The organism is Streptomyces olindensis (assembly GCF_040645895.1).
GTDB lineage: Bacteria > Actinomycetota > Actinomycetes > Streptomycetales > Streptomycetaceae > Streptomyces > Streptomyces olindensis.
Genome location: NZ_JBEYZD010000026.1, coordinates 38,600 through 57,590 on the forward strand (window position 1 = coordinate 38,600; position 18,991 = coordinate 57,590).

The 18,991-nt window shown below is 71.7% G+C and carries 18 protein-coding genes; 3 read left to right on the forward strand and 15 right to left on the reverse strand.

The window, feature by feature from the left end; genetic code table 11:
- Nucleotides 1–8: 8 nt before the first annotated feature.
- The 3 genes from ABZ948_RS18755 to ABZ948_RS18765 are packed head-to-tail and all read right to left on the reverse strand — an operon-like array spanning nt 9 to nt 3,740.
- Entirely contained in the window at nt 9–2,594 is a 2,586-nt protein-coding gene (locus ABZ948_RS18755) for a bifunctional FO biosynthesis protein CofGH (protein ID WP_359760861.1), read from the reverse strand.
- A 43-nt stretch (nt 2,595–2,637) separates the two neighbouring features.
- The gene (locus tag ABZ948_RS18760) at nt 2,638–2,844 is read right to left on the reverse strand and encodes a hypothetical protein (RefSeq protein ID WP_114253654.1); all 207 of its coding nucleotides are present in this window, start codon (nt 2,842–2,844) and stop codon (nt 2,638–2,640) included.
- A gap of 41 nt (nt 2,845–2,885) precedes the next feature.
- Complete coding sequence (locus ABZ948_RS18765) at nt 2,886–3,740, reverse strand: LLM class F420-dependent oxidoreductase (protein WP_359760863.1); 855 nt, start codon at nt 3,738–3,740, stop codon at nt 2,886–2,888.
- 201 nt (nt 3,741–3,941) lie between these two features.
- Between ABZ948_RS18765 and ABZ948_RS18770 the strand changes: the two genes are divergently transcribed.
- The gene (locus tag ABZ948_RS18770; protein ID WP_359760865.1) at nt 3,942–5,471 is read left to right on the forward strand and encodes a CehA/McbA family metallohydrolase; all 1,530 of its coding nucleotides are present in this window, start codon (nt 3,942–3,944) and stop codon (nt 5,469–5,471) included.
- 14 nt (nt 5,472–5,485) lie between these two features.
- Here the strand turns inward: ABZ948_RS18770 and ABZ948_RS18775 are convergent, their stop codons facing one another.
- On the reverse strand, nt 5,486–5,998 hold the full coding sequence (locus tag ABZ948_RS18775; protein WP_359760867.1) for a hypothetical protein: 513 nt from the start codon (nt 5,996–5,998) through the stop codon (nt 5,486–5,488).
- Between the two features lie 43 nt (nt 5,999–6,041).
- Nucleotides 6,042–6,869 (reverse strand): endonuclease/exonuclease/phosphatase family protein, encoded by an 828-nt coding sequence (locus ABZ948_RS18780; protein ID WP_359760869.1) that lies wholly within the window; start codon nt 6,867–6,869, stop codon nt 6,042–6,044.
- 113 nt (nt 6,870–6,982) lie between these two features.
- Between ABZ948_RS18780 and ABZ948_RS18785 the strand changes: the two genes are divergently transcribed.
- The gene (locus ABZ948_RS18785) at nt 6,983–7,378 is read left to right on the forward strand and encodes a nitroreductase/quinone reductase family protein (RefSeq protein WP_359760871.1); all 396 of its coding nucleotides are present in this window, start codon (nt 6,983–6,985) and stop codon (nt 7,376–7,378) included.
- Between the two features lie 10 nt (nt 7,379–7,388).
- On the opposite strand, the gene ABZ948_RS18790 is transcribed toward ABZ948_RS18785, so the two are convergent.
- Complete coding sequence (locus ABZ948_RS18790; protein WP_359760873.1) at nt 7,389–10,139, reverse strand: helix-turn-helix domain-containing protein; 2,751 nt, start codon at nt 10,137–10,139, stop codon at nt 7,389–7,391.
- Nucleotides 10,140–10,271: 132 nt separating this feature from the next.
- Between ABZ948_RS18790 and ABZ948_RS18795 the strand changes: the two genes are divergently transcribed.
- The gene (locus tag ABZ948_RS18795) at nt 10,272–10,481 is read left to right on the forward strand and encodes a hypothetical protein (RefSeq protein WP_359760875.1); all 210 of its coding nucleotides are present in this window, start codon (nt 10,272–10,274) and stop codon (nt 10,479–10,481) included.
- Between the two features lie 36 nt (nt 10,482–10,517).
- On the opposite strand, the gene ABZ948_RS18800 is transcribed toward ABZ948_RS18795, so the two are convergent.
- The 9 genes from ABZ948_RS18800 to ABZ948_RS18840 all read right to left on the reverse strand — a co-directional run bounded on the left by ABZ948_RS18800 (nt 10,518) and on the right by ABZ948_RS18840 (nt 18,945).
- The gene (locus ABZ948_RS18800) at nt 10,518–11,978 is read right to left on the reverse strand and encodes an aldehyde dehydrogenase family protein (RefSeq protein ID WP_435857530.1); all 1,461 of its coding nucleotides are present in this window, start codon (nt 11,976–11,978) and stop codon (nt 10,518–10,520) included.
- Nucleotides 11,979–11,983: 5 nt separating this feature from the next.
- Entirely contained in the window at nt 11,984–13,714 is a 1,731-nt protein-coding gene (locus tag ABZ948_RS18805; RefSeq protein WP_359760879.1) for an N-acyl-D-amino-acid deacylase family protein, read from the reverse strand.
- Nucleotides 13,715–13,807: 93 nt separating this feature from the next.
- A complete protein-coding gene (locus ABZ948_RS18810; RefSeq protein ID WP_359760881.1) occupies nt 13,808–14,926 on the reverse strand; it encodes an LLM class flavin-dependent oxidoreductase in 1,119 nt (372 codons plus the stop codon).
- A gap of 139 nt (nt 14,927–15,065) precedes the next feature.
- A complete protein-coding gene (locus ABZ948_RS18815; protein ID WP_359760883.1) occupies nt 15,066–15,836 on the reverse strand; it encodes an SDR family NAD(P)-dependent oxidoreductase in 771 nt (256 codons plus the stop codon).
- A 34-nt stretch (nt 15,837–15,870) separates the two neighbouring features.
- Nucleotides 15,871–16,761, reverse strand: coding sequence for a hypothetical protein (locus ABZ948_RS18820; RefSeq protein ID WP_359760885.1), 891 nt, complete (start codon nt 16,759–16,761; stop codon nt 15,871–15,873).
- Nucleotides 16,745–16,954, reverse strand: coding sequence for a hypothetical protein (locus ABZ948_RS18825; RefSeq protein WP_359760886.1), 210 nt, complete (start codon nt 16,952–16,954; stop codon nt 16,745–16,747). Before ABZ948_RS18825 ends, ABZ948_RS18820 begins: the two co-directional genes overlap by 17 nt.
- Nucleotides 16,955–17,275: 321 nt before the next feature.
- Complete coding sequence (locus tag ABZ948_RS18830) at nt 17,276–17,629, reverse strand: aldo/keto reductase (RefSeq protein ID WP_359760887.1); 354 nt, start codon at nt 17,627–17,629, stop codon at nt 17,276–17,278.
- Complete coding sequence (locus ABZ948_RS18835) at nt 17,626–18,795, reverse strand: cupin domain-containing protein (protein ID WP_359760888.1); 1,170 nt, start codon at nt 18,793–18,795, stop codon at nt 17,626–17,628. The genes ABZ948_RS18830 and ABZ948_RS18835 overlap by 4 nt, the downstream gene beginning before the upstream one ends.
- A 15-nt stretch (nt 18,796–18,810) precedes the next feature.
- A complete protein-coding gene (locus ABZ948_RS18840; protein WP_359760889.1) occupies nt 18,811–18,945 on the reverse strand; it encodes a hypothetical protein in 135 nt (44 codons plus the stop codon).
- Nucleotides 18,946–18,991 lie beyond the last annotated feature (46 nt).

Below are 18,991 nucleotides of genomic sequence, written 5' to 3' on the forward strand. Positions count from 1 at the left end.
CCGCCGCCTCAGTCCAGCACCGGCAGCAGCTCCGGCAGGTGCCCGTCCGACGCCTGTGCCGCACGCTGCCGTTCCTCCGGGACCTCGCCGTAGAGGGTGGTCCGGGCCTTGGCGGGGCGCCCGGCCGCGTCCGCCACGGCGATCAGGTCCTTGACCGACTTGTACGAGCCGTAGGACGAGCCCGCCATCCGGGAGATCGTCTCCTCCATGAGCGTGCCGCCGAGGTCGTTCGCGCCGGACCGGAGCATCTCGGCCGCGCCCTCCGTGCCCAGCTTCACCCAGCTGGTCTGGATGTTGGGGATGTGCGGGTGCAACAGCAGCCGGGCCATGGCCGTGACCGCGCGGTTGTCCCGCATGGTCGGGCCCGGGCGGGCGATCCCCGCCAGGTACACCGGCGCGTTGGTGTGCACGAACGGCAGCGTCACGAACTCCGTGAAGCCGCCCGTGCGCTGCTGAATGCCGGCCAGGGTGCGCAGGTGCCCGAGCCAGTGGCGGGGCTGGTCCACGTGCCCGTACATCATCGTCGAGGACGACCGGATGCCCAGCTCGTGGGCCGTCGTCACGACCTCGATCCAGTCCGCCGCGGGCAGCTTGCCCTTGGTGAGGATCCAGCGGACCTCGTCGTCGAGGATCTCGGCGGCCGTGCCCGGGATGGTGTCCAGGCCCGCCTCCTTCGCGGCGGTCAGCCACTCGCGGATCGACAGGCCGGTGCGGGCGGCGCCGTTGACGACCTCCATCGGCGAGAAGGCGTGCACGTGCATGCCGGGGACGCGTTCCTTCACCGCCCGCGCGATGTCGAAGTAGGCCGTGCCGGGCAGGTCCGGGTGGATGCCGCCCTGCATGCAGACCTCCACCGCGCCCACGTCCCACGCCTGCTGGGCCCGGTCGGCGACCTGGTCCAGGGAGAGGGTGTAGGCGTCGGCGTCGGTGCGGCGCTGGGCGAAGGCGCAGAAGCGGCAGCCGGTGTAGCAGACGTTGGTGAAGTTGATGTTGCGGGTGACGATGTAGGTGACGTCGTCGCCGACGGCCGACTTGCGTACGTCGTCCGCGACGCGCGCGAGGGCGTCCAGCGCCGGGCCGTCCGCGTGCAGCAGGGCCAGCGCCTCGTCGTCGGTGAGCTTCGTCGGGTCGTCGGCGGCCGTGCGCAGGGCCTCGCGCACGTCGGTGTCGATGCGCTCGGGTGCCATGCCCGGGGCGGCGGCCTCGCGCAGGGCGCCCCAGTCGCCGTACACCTCGTCGAAGTCGTCCCGGCGGTCGGAGCTGCGGCCCTCGGTGTCGATCGAGGAGTGCAGGTCCGTGCGGCCCGAGGCGGTGAAGACCTCCTCCGGCTCCTGCCACGGCAGCCCCTGCGGCATGGCGTCCGGGCGGGCCAGGCCGGTCTCCGGGTCGGCGAGCGCGGCCACGTGCGGGCGCAGCCGCGGGTCCAGCCAGGGCTCGCCGCGCCGGACGAACTCCGGGTACACGCACAGCCGTTCCCGCAGCTCGAACCCGGCCGCGCGGGACTTCTCGGCGAGCTGCTCGATCTGCGGCCAGGGCCGCTCGGGGTTGACGTGGTCGATGGTGAGCGGGGAGACGCCGCCCCAGTCGTCGATGCCGGCCCGGATCAGCCGCTCGTACTCGTCGTCGACCAGGTTGGGCGGGGCCTGGATGTTGCCGCTCGGGCCCATCAGGAGGCGGGCGACGGCGACCGTGGCGACCAGTTCGTCCAGTTCCGCGTCGGGCATGCCGCGCATCGCGGTGTCCGGCTTGGCGCGGAAGTTCTGGATGATCAGCTCCTGGACGCCGTGGTAGGCCCGCGACACCTTCCGCAGCGCGAACAGCGACTCGGCGCGCTCCTCGTAGGTCTCGCCGATGCCTATGAGGACCCCGGAGGTGAAGGGGACGGAGGAGCGGCCCGCGTCCTCCAGGACGCGCAGCCGGACGGCGGGCTCCTTGTCGGGCGAGCCGTGATGCGGGCCGCCCGGCTCCGACCACAGGCGGGTCGCCGTGGTCTCCAGCATCATGCCCATGCTGGGCGCGACGGGCTTCAGCCGCTGGAAGTCGGTCCAGCTCATGACACCCGGGTTGAGGTGGGGCAGCAGGCCCGTCTCTTCCAGGATGCGGACGGAGATGGCGCGGACGTAGGCGAGGGTGTCGTCGTAGCCGTGCGCGTCGAGCCACTCGCGCGCCTCGGGCCAGCGGTCCTCCGGCTTGTCGCCGAGGGTGATGAGGGCTTCCTTGCAGCCGAGGGCCGCGCCCTTGCGGGCGATGTCGAGGACCTCGTCCGGGGACATGAACATCCCGTGGCCCTCCCGGCGGAGCTTGCCCGGGACGGTGACGAACGTGCAGTAGTGGCACTTGTCCCGGCACAGCCGCGTCAGCGGGATGAAGACGCTCTTCGAGTACGTGATGACACCGGGCCGGCCGGCCGCCTCCAGGCCCGCGTCCCGCACCCGGGCGGCCGAGGCCGACAGGTCCTCCAGCTGCTCGCCCCGGGCCTGGAGCAGGACCGCCGCCTCGGCGACGTCGAGGGAGACGCCGTCCCTGGCCCGTTTCAGGGCGCGACGCAGGGAGTTCTCGGTGGGGCCGGTTCCGGAGGTCGCGGAAGTCGTCATCCTTCGAGCATACGAGTGCGCTGATCAACAGGGTCGAGCCCTGTCAGTGGAAGGCCAGCCATCCGATGCCCAGGGCCGAGACGAGACCGCTGAGGACCACGGCGAGGGGCCTGTGGCGCTGCAGGGTGAACCAGACCAGCAGGGCGGTCACCAGGACCGCGAGCGTGCCGATCGCGCCGCGCAACAGGCCTTGGCTGTAGCCGTACTCGGCGAAATGCCGCCCGAGCCACGCCAACCAGGCGATCCTCATGACGCTGTGCTGCTCCCCCCCCATGCACCCCGACCGGGTTGTCAGGTACCTGGAAGATATCGCGCGAGCCCGTCCAGCGCCTTCAGCACCTCCGCCTCCCCTGCCGGCGGCAGCTGCGCCACGACCTCCTCGATGCCGAGGTCGGCGTAGTGGGCGAGCTTGCCCGGGGTCGGGTGGACGGCGTACGGGACGACCTGGAGGGCCCGGGGGTCGCGGCCCGCCTCGGTCCAGGCGGTGCGCAGCCGCGGCAGGGACTCGGCCAGGCCGCGTCCGCCGATGGGCAGCCAGCCGTCGGTGTACTCGCAGATGTGGGCGAACAGCTTGGGCCCGGCGGCCCCGCCGAGCAGCGTGCGCGGGCCGACGACCTGCCCACGCGGCCCCTGCACGGGCTTGGGGTGCGCCTCGCTCGCGCGGACACCGCCGAACTCGCCCTCGTACGGGGTCGGTTCCTCCGCCCACAGGGCCCGCATCAGCCCCATCCGGTCCCGGACCAGCTCGCGCCGGGTGCGCCACTCGACGCCGTGGTCGGCGGCCTCCTCGACGTTCCAGCCGAAGCCCAGCCCGAGGGTGAAGCGGCCGCCGGAGAGGTGGTCCAGCGTCGCGACCTTCTTGGCCAGGTCGATCGGGTCGTGCTGGGCGACGAGCGTGATGCCCGTGCCGAGCCCCAGCCGCTCGGTGACGGCGGCGGCCTGGCCGAGCGCCACGAACGGGTCGAGCGTACGGCCGTACTCGCGCGGCAGCTCGCCGCCCGCCGGGTACGGGGTGGTCCGCTCGACGGGGATGTGCGTGTGCTCCGGCAGGTAGAGCCCGGCGAAACCGCGCTCCTCCAGCTCGCGGGCGAGCCGGGTCGGAGTGATCGTCTCGTCGGTGAGGAAGATCGTCACGGCGATGCGCATAGGTCATCTGTACCCGAGGCGGACCCCACTGTCCATACCGACTGGTCGGCATTGACACCGCCTGGCGTGGCCTGTTCCGCTCCTGCCCGCCGCCGGGTTCCCTTCCCTTGCACGCCGGTTCACGGCTGAATACGAGGGTTGCACGCACCACCCCCGCACCACCCATGCCATGTCAGCGGACGACACCTTGGGAGCAGCAGCATGTGCGAGGACCACCACGGCGGGCTCGGACGGCGGGCGCTGTTCGTCACCGGAGCGACGGCCGCGCTTACCTTGGGAAGCGTGAGCTTCGCTTCAGCGGCCGGCCGGAACCAGGGCGACGGCGGCCAGGAGACCAGGACGGTGCGCGGCACCCTGCCGCCCGGCTCGCCCGACTTCGTGTACGTGCCGGTCGAGGTCCCGGCCGGGGTCCGGGAGATCAAGGTCGCCTACACCTACGACCGACCGTCCGTCCCGGCCGGCACCACGGGCAACGCCCTCGACATCGGCATCTTCGACGACCGCGGCACCGAACTGGGCGGCCGGGGCTTCCGGGGCTGGTCGGGCGGGGCGCGCACGGAGTTCTTCCTGCGCGCCGACGACGCGACGCCCGGCTACCTCCCGGGCCCGGTGCGCGAGGGCACCTGGCACATCGCGCTCGGCCCGTACACGGTCGCCCCGCAGGGCCTGACGTACGAGATCACGATCACGCTGACGTACGGCGAGCCGGGCGAGACGGCCGAGCCCGTGTACCCGCCGGACCGGGCCAAGGGCCGGGGCCGCGCCTGGTACCGGGGCGACTGCCACCTGCACTCCTGGTACTCCGACGGCCGCCGCACCCCCGCCGAGATCGGGGAGCTGGCTCGCGCCGCCGGACTGGACTTCATCAACTCCTCCGAGCACAACACGCACTCGGCGCACGCCCACTGGGCCGACGTGGCCGGGGACGACCTGCTGGTGATGCTGGGCGAGGAGGTCACCACGCGCAACGGCCATGTGGTCGCCCTCGGCACCGACCCGGGCACCTTCGTCGACTGGCGCTACCGGGCCCGCGACAACCGCTTCGGCCGGTTCGCCCGGCAGATCCGCCGCGCCGGCGGCCTGGTCGTCCCGGCCCACCCGCACGCCACCTGCATCGGCTGCAACTGGAAGTTCGGCTTCGGCGAGGCCGACGCCGTCGAGGTGTGGAACGGCCCCTACACGCCCGACGACGAGGTGGCCCTGGCCGACTGGGACAGCATGCTGGTGGCGTCCGTGCGGGACGGGCGCGACTGGATCCCGGCGATGGGCAGCAGCGACGCGCACCGCTCGCCCGACCAGGTGGGCAGCCCGCAGACCGTCGTCCTCGCCGACGACCTGACCCGCCGGGCCATCCAGGAGGGCATCCGGGCGGGACGGTCGTACGTCGCCGAGTCGGCCAGGGTCGGGCTGTCGTTCCGGGCGTCCGGCGGGCGCGGCGAGCACGCGGGCATCGGCGAGCGGCTGCGGGTGGACCCCGACACCCCGGTCACCGTCCGCCTGGAGGTCACGGGCGCCCCCCGCTGCACGGTCCGCTTCGTCACCGACCAGGGCGTCCTCCACACCAGCGCCCCCCTGCCGGTCTCCGGCTCGGGCACCGTCGAATGGCGGACGACCCCGGCGTACGCGGCCTACGTACGGGCGGAACTGCGCCACGAGGCGGCAGCGGGCCCGGTGCCGGGGGCGTTGGCGGCGTTCACGAACCCGGTCTTCCTGGGGCGCGGCTCGGCGTGAGGACGGGCCGTGCGTCACCCGGCGGGTTCGATACGGAGGACGGCGACGGTGTCGCGGATCTCGACGACCTTCAGGCTCATGGCGTCGTTGATGGTCGCCACGGTTCCCGGGGCGCAGCGCAGTTCAACACCGCCGCCGCCCGCCGACGACACGCCGCCGCCACCGGAACAGCCCGAAATGCTGTAGCCCGTCCCCGTCAGCGGCGCGGCCAGCTCGACCTCGTCGCCGCTGATCGCCGTCACCTCGATCGGCCCGAGGCCGTACCTGGCCGGCACCGTCACGACGTCCCCCACGGCGACCTCGGTCTCGCACGTCCCGTCGGCGCACGGCCCGGTCGGCGAGGGCGACGGCCGGGCCGTCTTCGTGGGAGTCGGCGTGGGGCCGGTCGCCGGTGAACCGGAGCCGGACACGTTGGGCCGGGCCTCGGCCGCGGGGCCGTCCGATGAGTCCGAGGAACACGACGTGAGAGCGGCGAACACGCCGGCGGCGACGAGGGCGACGGCGGTGGCTGACGTTCTGCGCATCATGCCCGCCATGGAACCCCGCCCCGGCCGGGACCCCTCCCGGGAGTCAGTCACCGTCCGCGGCCGCCAGGTCGGCGACGACCGCCGCGTGGTCGGAGGGCCAGACTCCGTCGACTGGGCCGTCGCAGGCGCGGCGTACGGAGCGGACGTGGCCGAGGCCGTCGGGGCCGGGTGGGCCCACGTGGATGTAGTCGATGCGCACGCTGGGCTCGTGGGCCGGCGCGACGTACGGGTTGGCCGCGTCCCAGGTGGCGGAGGGGGCGGCCGGGTCGGCGTACTCCCAGGCGTCCAGGAGCACTTGGCCGGGCACGGCGGGGGCGGTCTTGTAGCCGCCGAGGAGGCGGACCTCGTCGGAGTCGGGCCAGGCGTTGAGGTCGCCGGTGACGACGGTAGGGAACGGGGTGTCGCCCCGGTGCCGGGCGATGAACGCGGCGAGTGCGGCGACCTGGCCGCGGCGGACCGCCGAGGCGTGCACCGCGGAGGTCAAGTGGGCGGTGAAGAAGGGGATGTCGTGGCCGGGGGCGGCCAGGCGGGCGTAGAGGGCCAGCCGGCCGTCGTCCGTGTCCGCCGGGGCGGGCAGCGGCAGCACGTCCCGGTCGACCACCGGCCACCGGCTGAGCACGGCGTTGCCTATGTCGACCGTGGGGTCCCCGATCCGCCGCCGCCAGCGCTCCGGGGCGTGCGAGGCGGCCCAGGCGCAGTGCAGGCCCAGCTCCCCGGCCAGCCACTCGGCGAGGTTCTCGCCGTCGGCGGCCCACACCTCCTGCAGTCCCACGACGTCGGGGCGCAGCTCCCGCAGGGCCGTGAGGATGGCCTTCTGCCGGGCCTGCCAGGGCCCGAAGCGCCACCACAGGTTCCAGGTCACGATCCGCATCACCGGTCACCCGCTCCCGTCCCGCCGCATCGGCGAGCATCATTGAAGCAGGAACCATTGCAGAAACCGTGAGAGCCCCGTGTGAAGCCCCGTGTGAAGGAGTGCCCCCGCCGATGCCCCGCCGCACCGACCTGAGGTTCCGTGCCACCACGGCCTTCCAGCGCCGGGTCAACCCGCTGCTGCGGCGCCTGCCGTTCCAGACGGTCCTGGAGACCAGGGGCCGCGTCTCCGGGCTGCCCCGCCGGACACCGGTGGGCGGCCGCCGCGTCGGCGACTCCTTCTGGCTGGTGTCCGAGTTCGGCGAACGCTCCCAGTACGTGCGCAACATCAAGGCGGACCCGCGCGTCCGGGTGCGCATCCGGGGCCGGTGGCACGAGGGAACGGCGCGGCTGATGCCGGACGACGACCCGGTGGCACGGCTGCGGCGGCTGCCCCGCGTCAACAGCCTGGGGGTGCGGGCGTTGGGGACGGATCTGCTGACGGTGCGGGTGGATCTGACGGACGTCTGAAACCTCTTCCTCAGGCCAGGTCCAGGTCGTCCCAGGTCCAGCGGCCGGCGGGTCGGCCGTCGAGAGCGATGCCCCAGGGAAGCGCCGGCTCCTCGGGCGGCGGCACTTCGTCGTCCTCTTCGAGGTCCGGGGCACGGCTGAGCAATTTACTGACTGCCTCCTTCTGCCCGACCTCCTCCAAACACTCCAGCAGCACGTCGACCGCCTCCGGGTCCGAGACGTCGATGTCAGAGGCGGCCCGGCACGCGAGCGACGCCAAGGCCTCGCCCTCGTCCAGACGGTCGAGGGCGACGAGGAGTTCCCCGATGCCCTCGGGGTCGTCGACGTCCGCATGCGTCACCACCCCGCGGTCCAGCAACGTGGCAACCTCGGCCCGCATGCCGAGTTCATGGAGCAACTCCAGCAGCTCCGCGACAGACGAGGGGTGGAGGATGTCGGTCTCACCGGCCGCGCGAGCGGCCACCGCGACGGCCTCCTCGGACCGGTCGTAGGTCAGCAGGGTATGCACCAGCCAGGGGACGGCATCCGGGTCGGAGCAATCCGCGGAGGCGCCTGGGTCTCGGGCGAGGAGAGCGTGCACGGCTTCCGTCTGCCCGAGTTGCTCAAGGGCCTGAATGAGCCAGCACACGGCTTCCGGGTCGTCGAGGTCTGCATGCCTCTGTGGAGCCCGGCCGAGCAGTGCGGTGATCGCGTCGCGCAGGCCCTGCTCGCGCAACGTGTCGAGAAGCGTCGCGACATTGTGGGTGTCGCTGATGTCGATCTCGGCCACCACCCGCGCGGCCAGAACAGCGGCGTGTGCCGGGCTGTGGGTGCTCAGTTCCCACAGCAGAGCCGGCAGGAGGGCCATGTCCGCCGCATCGGCTTCGTGAGCGGCGCGAGCGGCGAGCACGCGGTAGGCATCGTCGAGCCCCAGAGTGCGCAGAGACGCCAACAGGTCGGCGCAGGGACCGGTATCGGTGGCCTCCGACGTCTCCACGGCGCGTGCGGCCAGCAGCACGGCGGCACCCTGCAGTCCTGCTGCGCGCAGCCTCTCCAGCAAGTAGGCGACCGCCTCGGCGTCATCGCAGTCGACGTGGATCTCGGGCTCCCGCTGCATCAGCGCGTCGACCGCCGCACACTGCTGTGCCTCATGGAGCGCGCCGAGGAGGAGCCGCACACCGTCCGGGTCGTACAAAGGGGCATGGTGGGCGACCCACAGGCGGCCCGTGCCTCGCGGGTCGTTGTCGTCGTCCAGCAGGTCGGCCAGGAAACTGGCACACGTCGGGTGACCGACCACAACGGCCCTGTGCCACAGGCGGGCCGCCTGCGTCAGGTACCCGCGCTGGAAGGCGGACCAGCCGAGACTCAGGAGATCGTCCGCGTCCGTGGTGTGGTCCAGCATGGCGCGCCACAGGGACGGCGTCCCGGGCCGGTCGGCGGGCTCGATGCGGACGTGCTGGACGAGGTAGTCGGCCGGTTCGTACACGGCGTCGCTGCCGGACCGGGTGAGGGGTGTGTGCATCGCGGTCAAGGTGTGTCGTATGTCGGTGCGCCGCCCGTCATCCCGTTCACCCGTGCTCAGGGCCTTCAGGACCGCGTCGGCCCAGGCCGCGCCACTGGGTCGGCGCCGCGGGTGCAACGCGCCGTCGGCGGCGTCCGCGAGGAGTCCGGCAGGAAGGGGACGTCGGTGACCGAGGTGCCGTGCGTCGAGGGCGGCTGTCAGCACGGCGTGTTCCACGTGGCTGAAGTGGCTCCCGGGTCCGCATCGGTAAGCGGCGAGAAGGGCAGGGCCTCCGCTGAGGTGTTGCACGACTCGTCCGTCCTCCACCCCCGCCCGCAGCGCGTCGGCGGGCCGACGGTCCCCACCGGCTTCGGCGGCTTGTGCCACGGTGCGCCATTCCCGCAGTTCGGCATCCGAGAAGTGGTCGGGCACCATGACCCGGCGGCATGCGGCGCAGTCGAGCAGTCCCCGGACCTGGCCGTGCGGATCTCCGGCACGGCCGGGGCGCGTCAGTTCCTCCCAGTACGGATCGGTCCACAGGGTGCCCACGGCTGTGAGTCCGCGAGTCGAGACCAGTAACCGGCGCAGCTCGGCCGCCGCCTGCTCCGCATCGTGACCGTAGAAGAATCGCTGGGCCTCGTTGAGCCAGAGGACCGTCCTGGGCTCGAAGTTCCCGGCCAGCAGAAGGCGCAGCAGTTCACCGGAGGTTGACGGGCGCAGGAGCCGGTGCTGGGGAGCGAGCTCACCGAGCGCCTCGAACAACGCACGTGTCTTACCGGTGGCCGAATCGCCCGTGAGCATCAGCAACACCGACTCCCTGCCCGCCAGCGCCGGCGCGAGGTACGTGCGCAGTTCGGCATCGTGAGCCCTGGGCATGTAGGGAGTGAGGAAGGGGTAACCGCCGGGGTCGGGAGCCGCCAGCACGGCACGGTGCACTTCGAGAGCTTGCGGGTCCACGTCGGCGACGCACGGCTCATCGGTCCTCACGCGCGCCTGATCCACGCGCCGTCCGCCGGAGGCCGCCGGAGGCTTGGCCCCTGTCCAGAGTGCGCGAAGCTCGTCCAGACCGGCGGGATCGGCTCCCAAGTCTCGGGCGAGCACGGCAACCGTGGTCCAGGTGGGGTCTTTCGGGCCGTCGTTGAAGGCCTGGCTGATCGTGGTGCGTCCCAGCCCGGTACGTGCCCGCAGCTGGTCGATCGTGAACCCGGCCCGCCCGCGTAGGTCCCTCAGTCGCTCCCGCACCTTCGCCATGTTCCCGGAGTGCGCCGGATCGCCTTCCACCCCTGCTCCCCCGCCTCGGACAGTCCGCCCACCGTTCAGCGTTGTTCATTCTCGTCCAGGTGAACCATGGCGAACACAGGAATCGCCAGAGTCTGCGGCACAGGCAGAAGCAAGCTGACCAAGGAGATCCTGATGCCTCTCGCGTTCCTGGCCACCCTGACGATCCTGGCCGTGATGACGGCCGTGATCATCGCCGCACTCACCGGCGCGGTGACCGCCTTTCTCGCGCGTGCGGACGGCGCGACGGCGGCCGGCGCTCTCATCCGCGCGGGCGTCGCCTTCGGAGCCACCCTCACCTTGATCGCGGTCCTGGTCACCACGGTGGCCGGGCTGCTGAGCTGACACAGGGCGATGCCGATCCGCAGCGCGAGCCGCTCGTCACCCCGGCCAGACGATCGCCTGCACCTCGCTGTACGCGTGCAGCGCGTACGAGCCGACGTCGCGGCCGACGCCGCTCTGTTTGAAGCCGCCGAAGGGTGCCTCCATGTTGCGTCCCACGGTGTTGATGCCGACGCCCCCGGCCCGCAGCCGCCGCGCCACGCGGAACGCGCGGGCCACGTCGCCCGACCAGACGTAGTCGATCAGGCCGTAGTCCGTGTCGTTGGCGAGCGCGACGCCCTCCTCCTCGTCGTCGAAGGGGATGACGACCACCACCGGCCCGAAGATCTCCTCGCGGGCGACGCGCATGTCGTTGGTGCAGTCGGCGAGGAGAGCCGGGGCGACGTAGAAGCCGGTCGGCAGGCCGGGGCGGTCGCCGCCGGTGACCACCGCCGCGCCTTCCCTGCGGGCCAGTTCGACGTACGACTCCACCCGGTCCCGGTGCGCCGCCGAGATCACCGGCCCGACCACCGTGTCCGGCTCCCGCGGGTCACCCACCTTCAACCGGCTTGCGTAGGCGGCCAGTTGTTCCACCAGCCGGTCGTAGATCCCGCGCTGGGCCAGCACCCGCGTCGGTGCCGTGCAGATCTGTCCGCTGTAGAAGGAGAACGTGGTGCCGATGCCGGCCACGGCCGAGGCGAGGTCCGCGTCGTCGAAGACGAGCGCCGCGCCCTTGCCGCCCAGCTCCATCAGCTGCCGTTTCATGTCCCGCCCGCACACCTCGGCGATGCGCTGCCCGACCGCCGTGGAGCCGGTGAAGCTGACCATGTCGACGTCCGGGGACGCGACGGCCGCCTCGCCGACCCCGGTCGACCGGCCGGACACCACGTTCACCACGCCCGGCGGCACCCCGGCGGCCTCCAGCGCCTCGGCCATCCGGTAGACCGACAGCGGGTCCTGCGGGGCGGGTTTCACGACCACCGTGTTGCCCATCGCCAGGGCGGGGGCGATCTTGCCGGCCGGGTTGGCCCAGGGGTTGTTGTACGAGGTGATGCAGGTGACGACCCCGACGGGCTGCCGGACGGCCAGGGCGCCCATCACGCCCGCCCTGCCCATGGGCCCGGCCTCGTTGATCTGCGGCGGGATCGGCCACTCGGCGGGTTCCACGCGCGCGTAGCGCCGGAAGCGGGCGGCGGCGACGCCGACCTGCAGGCCGCGTGCGGTGCCCGTGGTCGCGCCGGTCTCGGCCCGGGCCAGGTCCGCGTACCCCACCAGGTTCTCCCGGATGACGCCCGCCGCCCGGCCCAGGAGGGTCGCCCGCTCCTCGGGAGACGTCCGCGACCACGGCCCGAAGGCCTCGCGGGCCGCGGCACACGCCGCGAGCACCTGGTCCCGCGAGGCCTCCGGCGCCCACCCGACGGTCCGTTCCGTCGCCGGGTCGACCACCTCGTAGTGCCCGCCCTCCGGCTCCACCCAGGAACCGCCGACGAACAGCGACTGCCGAGCAGCCGCCCCGTTCACCTGGTTCACCTGGTGCTCACCGTCTCCGTGTCCCGGCCGGACCGCAGCACCCGGCCCGGCACCGCACCCGTCACCACGTCGTCCCGGATCGTCTCGACCCCGTTGACCCACACGGCCCGCACGCCGAGTGCCCGGGAGTCCAGCCGTGGGCTGTCGCCCGGCAGGTCGTGCACCAGGGTGGCCGGGCCCGCGTCGATCCGCTCCGGGTCGAACAGGACGAGGTCGGCGTGCCAGCCCTCCCGGATCCGCCCCCGCTCCCGCAGCCCGAAGAGCCGGGCCGGGTCGTCGGTCAGCATCTTCACGGCCTGCTCCAGCCGGACCAGCTTCCGCCCGCGCAGGCAGTCCCCGAGGAACCGCGTGGTGTACGGCGCCCCGCACATGCGGTCCAGATGGGCGCCCGCGTCGGACCCGCCGAGCAGCACGTCCTCGTGCTGCCAGGTCTGGGCCCGCAGCGCCCAGGACGCCGGGTCGTTGTCGGGCGGCATCGGCCACAGCACCGTGCGCAGCCCGTCGTGGGCGCAGATCTCCACCAGGCACGCGAACGGCTCCTGGCCGCGCTCCTCGGCGATGTCCCGCACCACGCGCCCGGTCAGTCCGGCGTTCGCCTCGCTGTAGGTGTCGCCGATGACGTACCGCCCGAAGTCGGCGAGCCGCCGGAAGACGCCCGCCTCCTTGGAGTTCGCGCGCCGCAGCATCTCGGCCCGTACGTCCGCGTCGCGCAGCTTCTCGATCCGCTCGGGGACGGGCAGCCCGAGGACCGGCCCCCAGCCGGGGATGAGGTTGAGCGCGCAGAAGGTGCCCAGCGACATGTTCATGGGCGTGAGGATCGGCATGGTGAGGGCGACGACCCTGCCGCCCGCCTTCCTCGCCCGCTCGCTCGCCAGGAGTTGCCGGGGCACGCGCTCGGGCACCGCCGCGTCGATGGTCAGCACGTTCCAGTTCAGCGGGCGCCCCGCCGCCGCGCTCATCTCGGCGAACAGGTCGATCTCCGCGTCGCTGAACTGGTCGAGGCAGCCGGCGACGATCGCCTCGATCTGCGTGCCCTCGTGCTCCCCGACGGCCCGCGACAGCGCGAGCAGCTCGGCGGGCCGGGCGTGCCGCGAGGCGACGGGCTGCCCGTCGCCGTCCGAGTGGCTCCTCGACTGGGTGGTGGACAGGCCCCAGGCCCCGGCCTCCATGGCCTCCCGCAGCAGCCGCACCATCGCCGCGAGCTGCTCCCGACCCGGCTGCCCGCCCACGGCCTCCGGGCCCATCACGTACCGCCGCAGCGCGCAGTGCCCCACCATGAACCCGGCGTTGACGGCGATCCGCCCCTCCAGGGCGTCCAGGTACTCCCCGAAGGAGTGCCAGTTCCAGGGCGCCCCCTCCTCCAGCGCCACCAGCGCCATGCCCTCGACCTTCGACATCATCCGCCGTGTGTAGTCGGCGTCCTCGGGCCGCTCCGGGTTGAGCGGCGCGAGCGTGAACCCGCAGTTCCCGCCGGCGACGGTGGTGACCCCGTGGTTGAGCGAGGGCGTGGCGTAGGGATCCCAGAAGAGCTGGGCGTCGTAGTGGGTGTGGGGGTCGACGAAGCCGGGGGTGAGGACGAGCCCGGTGGCGTCCTCGGTGGTGCGGGCTTCCTGGGTGACCTGACCGATGGCGGCGATCCGGCCGTCTCGTACGCCGACGTCGGCGGTGTATGCCGGTGCGCCCGTCCCGTCCACGACGGTCGCGCCCATGATGACGTGATCGAGCATGGGGCTTCCTCTCAACTCCGGTGAGGTGTCCTACCTAAGGGGCGCGGGGAACTGCGCGATCGGCCACGACGCGCCCGGACCCGCCGACGACGCTCAGCCGATCCCCCGGAACCGCGAAGTCCGATGCACGGGATCCGTATCGATCCTGGGAATCACGTACTCCCCGACCAGCCGGATCGTCTGCAGCGTCTCCTCCTTCGGCACCCCCACCGGCAGCCCGAAACTCAGCTGGTCCGCCCCGGCCTGCTCCCACCGCTTGCACTGCCGGAGCACCTCGTCCGGATCCCCGCAGATCAGCAACTCCTCCTCGATCAGCGCCTCGACGAGCTCCTCCGTGTACTCCGGCAGCGTCTGCGGCCACACCGGGAACCCCTCGGGCCGCGGGAACGTGTCGTGGTAGCGGAACACCAGCGAGGGCAGGTAGTGCAGCCCCCCGTCGGCCGCGATCCGCACGGCCTCCGCGTGCGTCGGCGCGCAGATCGCCGTGGTCGTCACCATGACGTTGTCGTTGACGAACGCCCCGACCGGCTCCGCGTCCACGATCGCCGTCTTGTACTGCTCCAGCACCCACTCCATGTCGGAGACCTTCTGCACGCTGAAGCCCAGCACCCCGAGCCCTTTGCGCGCGGCCATGGCGTACGAGGGCGGCGACCCGGCCGCGTACCACATGGCCGGGTGCGCCGGACCGTACGGCTTCGGCAGGACCTTGCGCGGCGGCAGCGACCAGTGCTTGCCCTGGAAGCCCTCGTACTCGTCCTGGAGCCACATCCTGGGGAACTCGGCGATGGTCTCTTCCCAGATCTCCTTGGTGTGGTTCATGTCGGTGATCCCCGGCAGGAACCCGAGGATCTCGTGCGAGCCGGCGCCCCGGCCGCTGCCGAACTCGAACCGGTTGCCGCTGAGGTGGTCGAGCATGGCCACCTTCTCGGCGACCTTCACGGGGTGGTTGACCTGGGCCAGCGGGTTGAAGATGCCCGAGCCGAGGTGGATCCGCTCGGTGGCGTGCGCCAGGTAGCCGAGGAAGACGTCGTTGGCGGAGAGGTGCGAGTACTCGTCCAGGAAGTGGTGCTCGGAGGCCCAGGCGTACTTGAAGCCGGACTTGTCCGCCTGGATGACGTACTCGGTCTCCTCCATCAGCGCCTTGTGCTCGGCGAGCGGGTCGGTCTCGGCCCGTTTGCCGACGTATCCCTGTACGAAGATGCCGAATTCCAAGGAGGTTCACCGCCCCACGGTCAGTTCTGACGACCCGTCAGATTCCTGGCTCCGACTGTTCCACCGGCTCCCGGGAGCGTCAATAGCTGACGGTCCGTCAGCTACAGCTCGCCGGCGAAGGCCGGCCAGTCGCGCGGGCTCAGACGACGCTGACACCCGCCAGCCACCCCCCGTCGATCACGAACGGCTGCCCCGTGATGTACGACGAGTCGTCCGAGGTGAGGAACAGCGCGAGCCTGGCCACTTCCTCCGGCTGCCCGACCCGCCCCAGCGGCACGAGCTTGCGGTACAGCCGGTCGAGGCCCTTCGCGGTCTCCCGGAGGTCGGCGTCCGGGTCGAGCCGCGCCGGGTTGGACATCGCCGTGTCGACGGCCCCGGGGCAGACGGCGTTGACGCGGATCCCCCGGCCGGCCAGCTCCAGGGCGGCGACCCGGGTCAGGCCGATCACGGCGTGCTTGGTCGCCGCGTAGGAACCGACGGCGGCCATCCCGGTCAGGCCGGTGTAGGAGGCCGTGTTGACGATCGTGCCCCCGTCGGCCATCTCCGGGGCGACCGCGCGGATGCCCAGGAAGCAGCCCACCTGGTTGACCCGGACGACCTGCATGAACTCGTCGAGGGGAGTGTCGAGGAGGGAGTTGAAGCGCAGGATGCCGGCGTTGTTGACGAGCCCGTCGACATGGCCGTGGGCGTCCTTGGTCGCGGCGACGGCGGCCTGCCAGTCGTCCTCCCGGCCGACGTCGAGGTGGACGTACGTCGCGCCGATCTCCTTGGCGAGGGCCTCGCCCTGCTCGTCGAGGACGTCGGCGACGACCACCCGGGCCCCCTCGGCCGTGAACAGCCGGGCCTCCTGCTCGCCCTGGCCGCGGGCGGCGCCGGTGACGATGACGACCCGTCCGTCGAGCTTGCCCATGGCAGCCCCCTCCGCATCGTTGGAGGCCAGCATCCTAGCGCCATATCTGACGCATCATCAGATCCGAGCGAGGTCGAAATGGCGCAGGCGCCGTCCTCCCGTACTTCACATGCAGGTACTCCTCGACAGGACCCGCCAACTCCTTGTAGAACGGCGTGCGATCGGCGGCCTGGAGTACCTGGGCGCAGATGGTCAGTTCTGCCACGCGTGCGGCTGGGGTGTCGAGGATGTGAGTGAGGGCCTGACGGACACGGGCAGCCGTGGTGGGGACGTGGAGGGAATAGAGGTAGAGCTGGGCAGCATCGAAAGCGACCGGGGCTCGTCCCCAGCCTTCCCAGTCCAGGACGGTGAGGTCGGGGCCGCCGAGATTCGACCAGTGAAAATCTCCATGGGCGGTGGCCCATTCGATTTCGCCGACATCGCAGCCTGTGTATTCGGGAACGGCTCGGCGGATGTACTCCTCGCGTACGGCGGTGCGTTCGGTGGGGGTCTCGGCAAGGGAGTCGAGTGCGGTCCGCAGCTTCCCCCACCATGCCTCCGGGAGCGCCGGATCGCGTGCGAGGACCGGTGAGCGGGAGATGACTGTCGCATCCATGTGCTGGTACAGCTCCGCCCGGTACGCCCAGCCGGCGGCCTGCCAGTCGTGGACGTAGTGGAGTACCGGACGGGGGATCTCGGGGGGAAGCAGCCTCTGGGCCGTCTTCGGCCCATCCCAGAGTTTCCCGTGCGCCTTGTCGGGGTGCTCGGCGACGACGCGGAGCCAGCCGGTGCCCTGCGCACTGGTGGCTACGGCGCCGGAAAGGGTCCGGCCGGCGTAGCCCCAGACAGGTTTCTCGGCGAGGTCGGTCAGAGCGAGCGTGGTGCACGCGAAGGCCCTGGCGGTACGCATGCGCTGGGCAGTGGCGTCATCAGGCGCCGAGAACATCGATCACCTCGCGCAGGGTCTTGTCTGGGAGTGGAGGCAGAGTAAGGACGTGCTGGGCGGCTTCCCAGCGTTGCGCGCGCCCGGAGCCCAGGATGACGTGGTTCACCCCTGGGGCGGACGCGGTGACACGCAGTGCGGCTTCGGCTGGGGAGGCGCCTCGGGCGATGAGTTGGGCGAGTTCGTCGGTGACCATGGCGGCGAGTTCTCCACCATGCAGAGGCGCGGAAATGAACGTGTCCAGGTCGGCCGCTCTTGCCTCGGCGAGAGGGCCCGTGCCGCCCAGGGCATGCGCGACCGGCTTGAGCGTGACCAGTGAGACGGGGAGTTGGACCGCGGCCAGGTGATGCCCGGGACCTCCGCAGCGGGCGGCGATGTCGAGAAGATCAGCGACGCTGAAGACGCTTTCGAAGCCGGTCCAGGTCGCGACACCGTAGCTACCGATTCGTCCGGCGCGGACCTCGACTTCGAGAGCGGTGAAGGCGCTGGCGATGGCGTCGTGAGGGCGGACGGCACGTTAGGGGTTGTGGACGAAGACAAGGTCCGGCGCACGGCCCAGCTCCGTGGCGTTGCGGCGACTCTGCCAGGCGACGTAGCGGTGAGTGAGGCAGTGGCCTGAAGCGGCTTCGGCCGGTGTGAGGACTCCGGCTTCGCCGGCTGCTGTCGCGGTGTCGGGGGTGAAGAAGCCGACCTTCGTCGAAACACGCACGTCCCGGTTCCCGGCGAGCACGGTCTGGAGCTGCGTCTGGGCGCGGCCGTGATGGTAGTTGGGGGCGGTGTCGACCCAGGCTGCCCCGCAGGCGAACGCATGGACGGCCGCCTGCGGGATGTCCCGGCACCGGTATGTTCCCAGTGCGAGGTCGGGGCTCACGGCTCGTTCACCGCCGCGACGTCTGCCTTGACCAGCTCCGTGACAAGCCCTGCGACCTGTCCGACGGTGAGACCGCTCTTTTCTGCGAGGTACCCCAGCGACAACGAGGCTCCGTCGAGGAGCAAGGACAGCACAGCGCGTACGGGCGGGGCGAACGTCCACTCCTCGCCGCCGAGGAGGAGCACGACCTGGTCCTGATCGTTGTCGGTGAGCTGGGCTCGGGCGGTGGTGAGCCGGACGTACAAGTCGTCGCGCGCCGGCACGGCGTCGAGGTACGGCAGTGACGGCATAGGGCGGCCCGGTTCGATGCCGTCCCGCGCGGCGAGGAAGTCTCCGATCGCGCCGTCATGGAGGGCGTCCATGACTCCCTGGCGGAGAAGTGCGAGGTAGGCGGCCTGTTCCTGCAGCGGAGCGAAGACGGGCAGGTGCTCCCGTACGGTTTCCGAGGACCGCAGCCGGTCGGAGAGCCAGCCCAGCAGATCCGCGCCGGTCGTGGTCTGGAGTCCGCACGTCAGGTGCAGGGAGCGGCCCTCGGTGGCCGCCACCGAGTGCCACCAGCCCCGGGGCAGGTACAGCATGTCCCCTGCGCGCAGGACGATTTCTTCGGCGGGCCCGTCTGCCGGAGGCTCCGGGGCTTCGATGTCGCGGTGGAGCGGATTGACCCGGGTCTGCCCGTAGAGGCGCCACCGCTTGGCCCCTTCGAGCTGGACCACGATGACGTCGTGATCGTCCCAGTGGGTACCGAAGCCCTCCGTCGCAGTCCAGGAGGCGTACACGTTGATCTGGACACGGCCCCGGAAGATGCCTTCGAGGACTTGCGCCAAGCGTTCGGCGGGCTGGTGGAGTTCGTCCACAGCGTCCAGGACCAGCGAAGCGCCGTCGTGGAGTTGGCTGTGCAGCCTGGAGGGTTTGATGCGCTGCCACACCACGTTCCTGCGGGTGGCGACGGCCGTGGCGTAGCGCTGCCAGGGGATGAGGTCCCCGTCGCGGTGCAGACGGAGGCGGGGCGCGTCGAGACGGCCTCGGCCGATGACGGTGTTGAGGTCGTCCCATGTCAGGACGGATGAGAAGTCGGCGACGCCGCGCCAGACCCGGTGAGTGCGGCCGAAGGCCTCGGTGGGAAAGTCCCCACCGAGGCGTTCGACCACCTTCGAGAAGGTGGTCACTTGCGTCGGCTCCGTTCAGTCGTTGGTGTCGGAAACGCCGGTCGAGCCACCGTCGGACGGCTGCTCGGCACGGGAGCGTGCGGCGGCGATGGACTTCCGGGCGACGACCAGTCCGTCCTCGGCCGACTGCATGGCGGTGTTCTCGGGCACTCGTGCACTCCTGTTCTTTCGGCTTCCTCCCGCTCAGCTGGAGCGG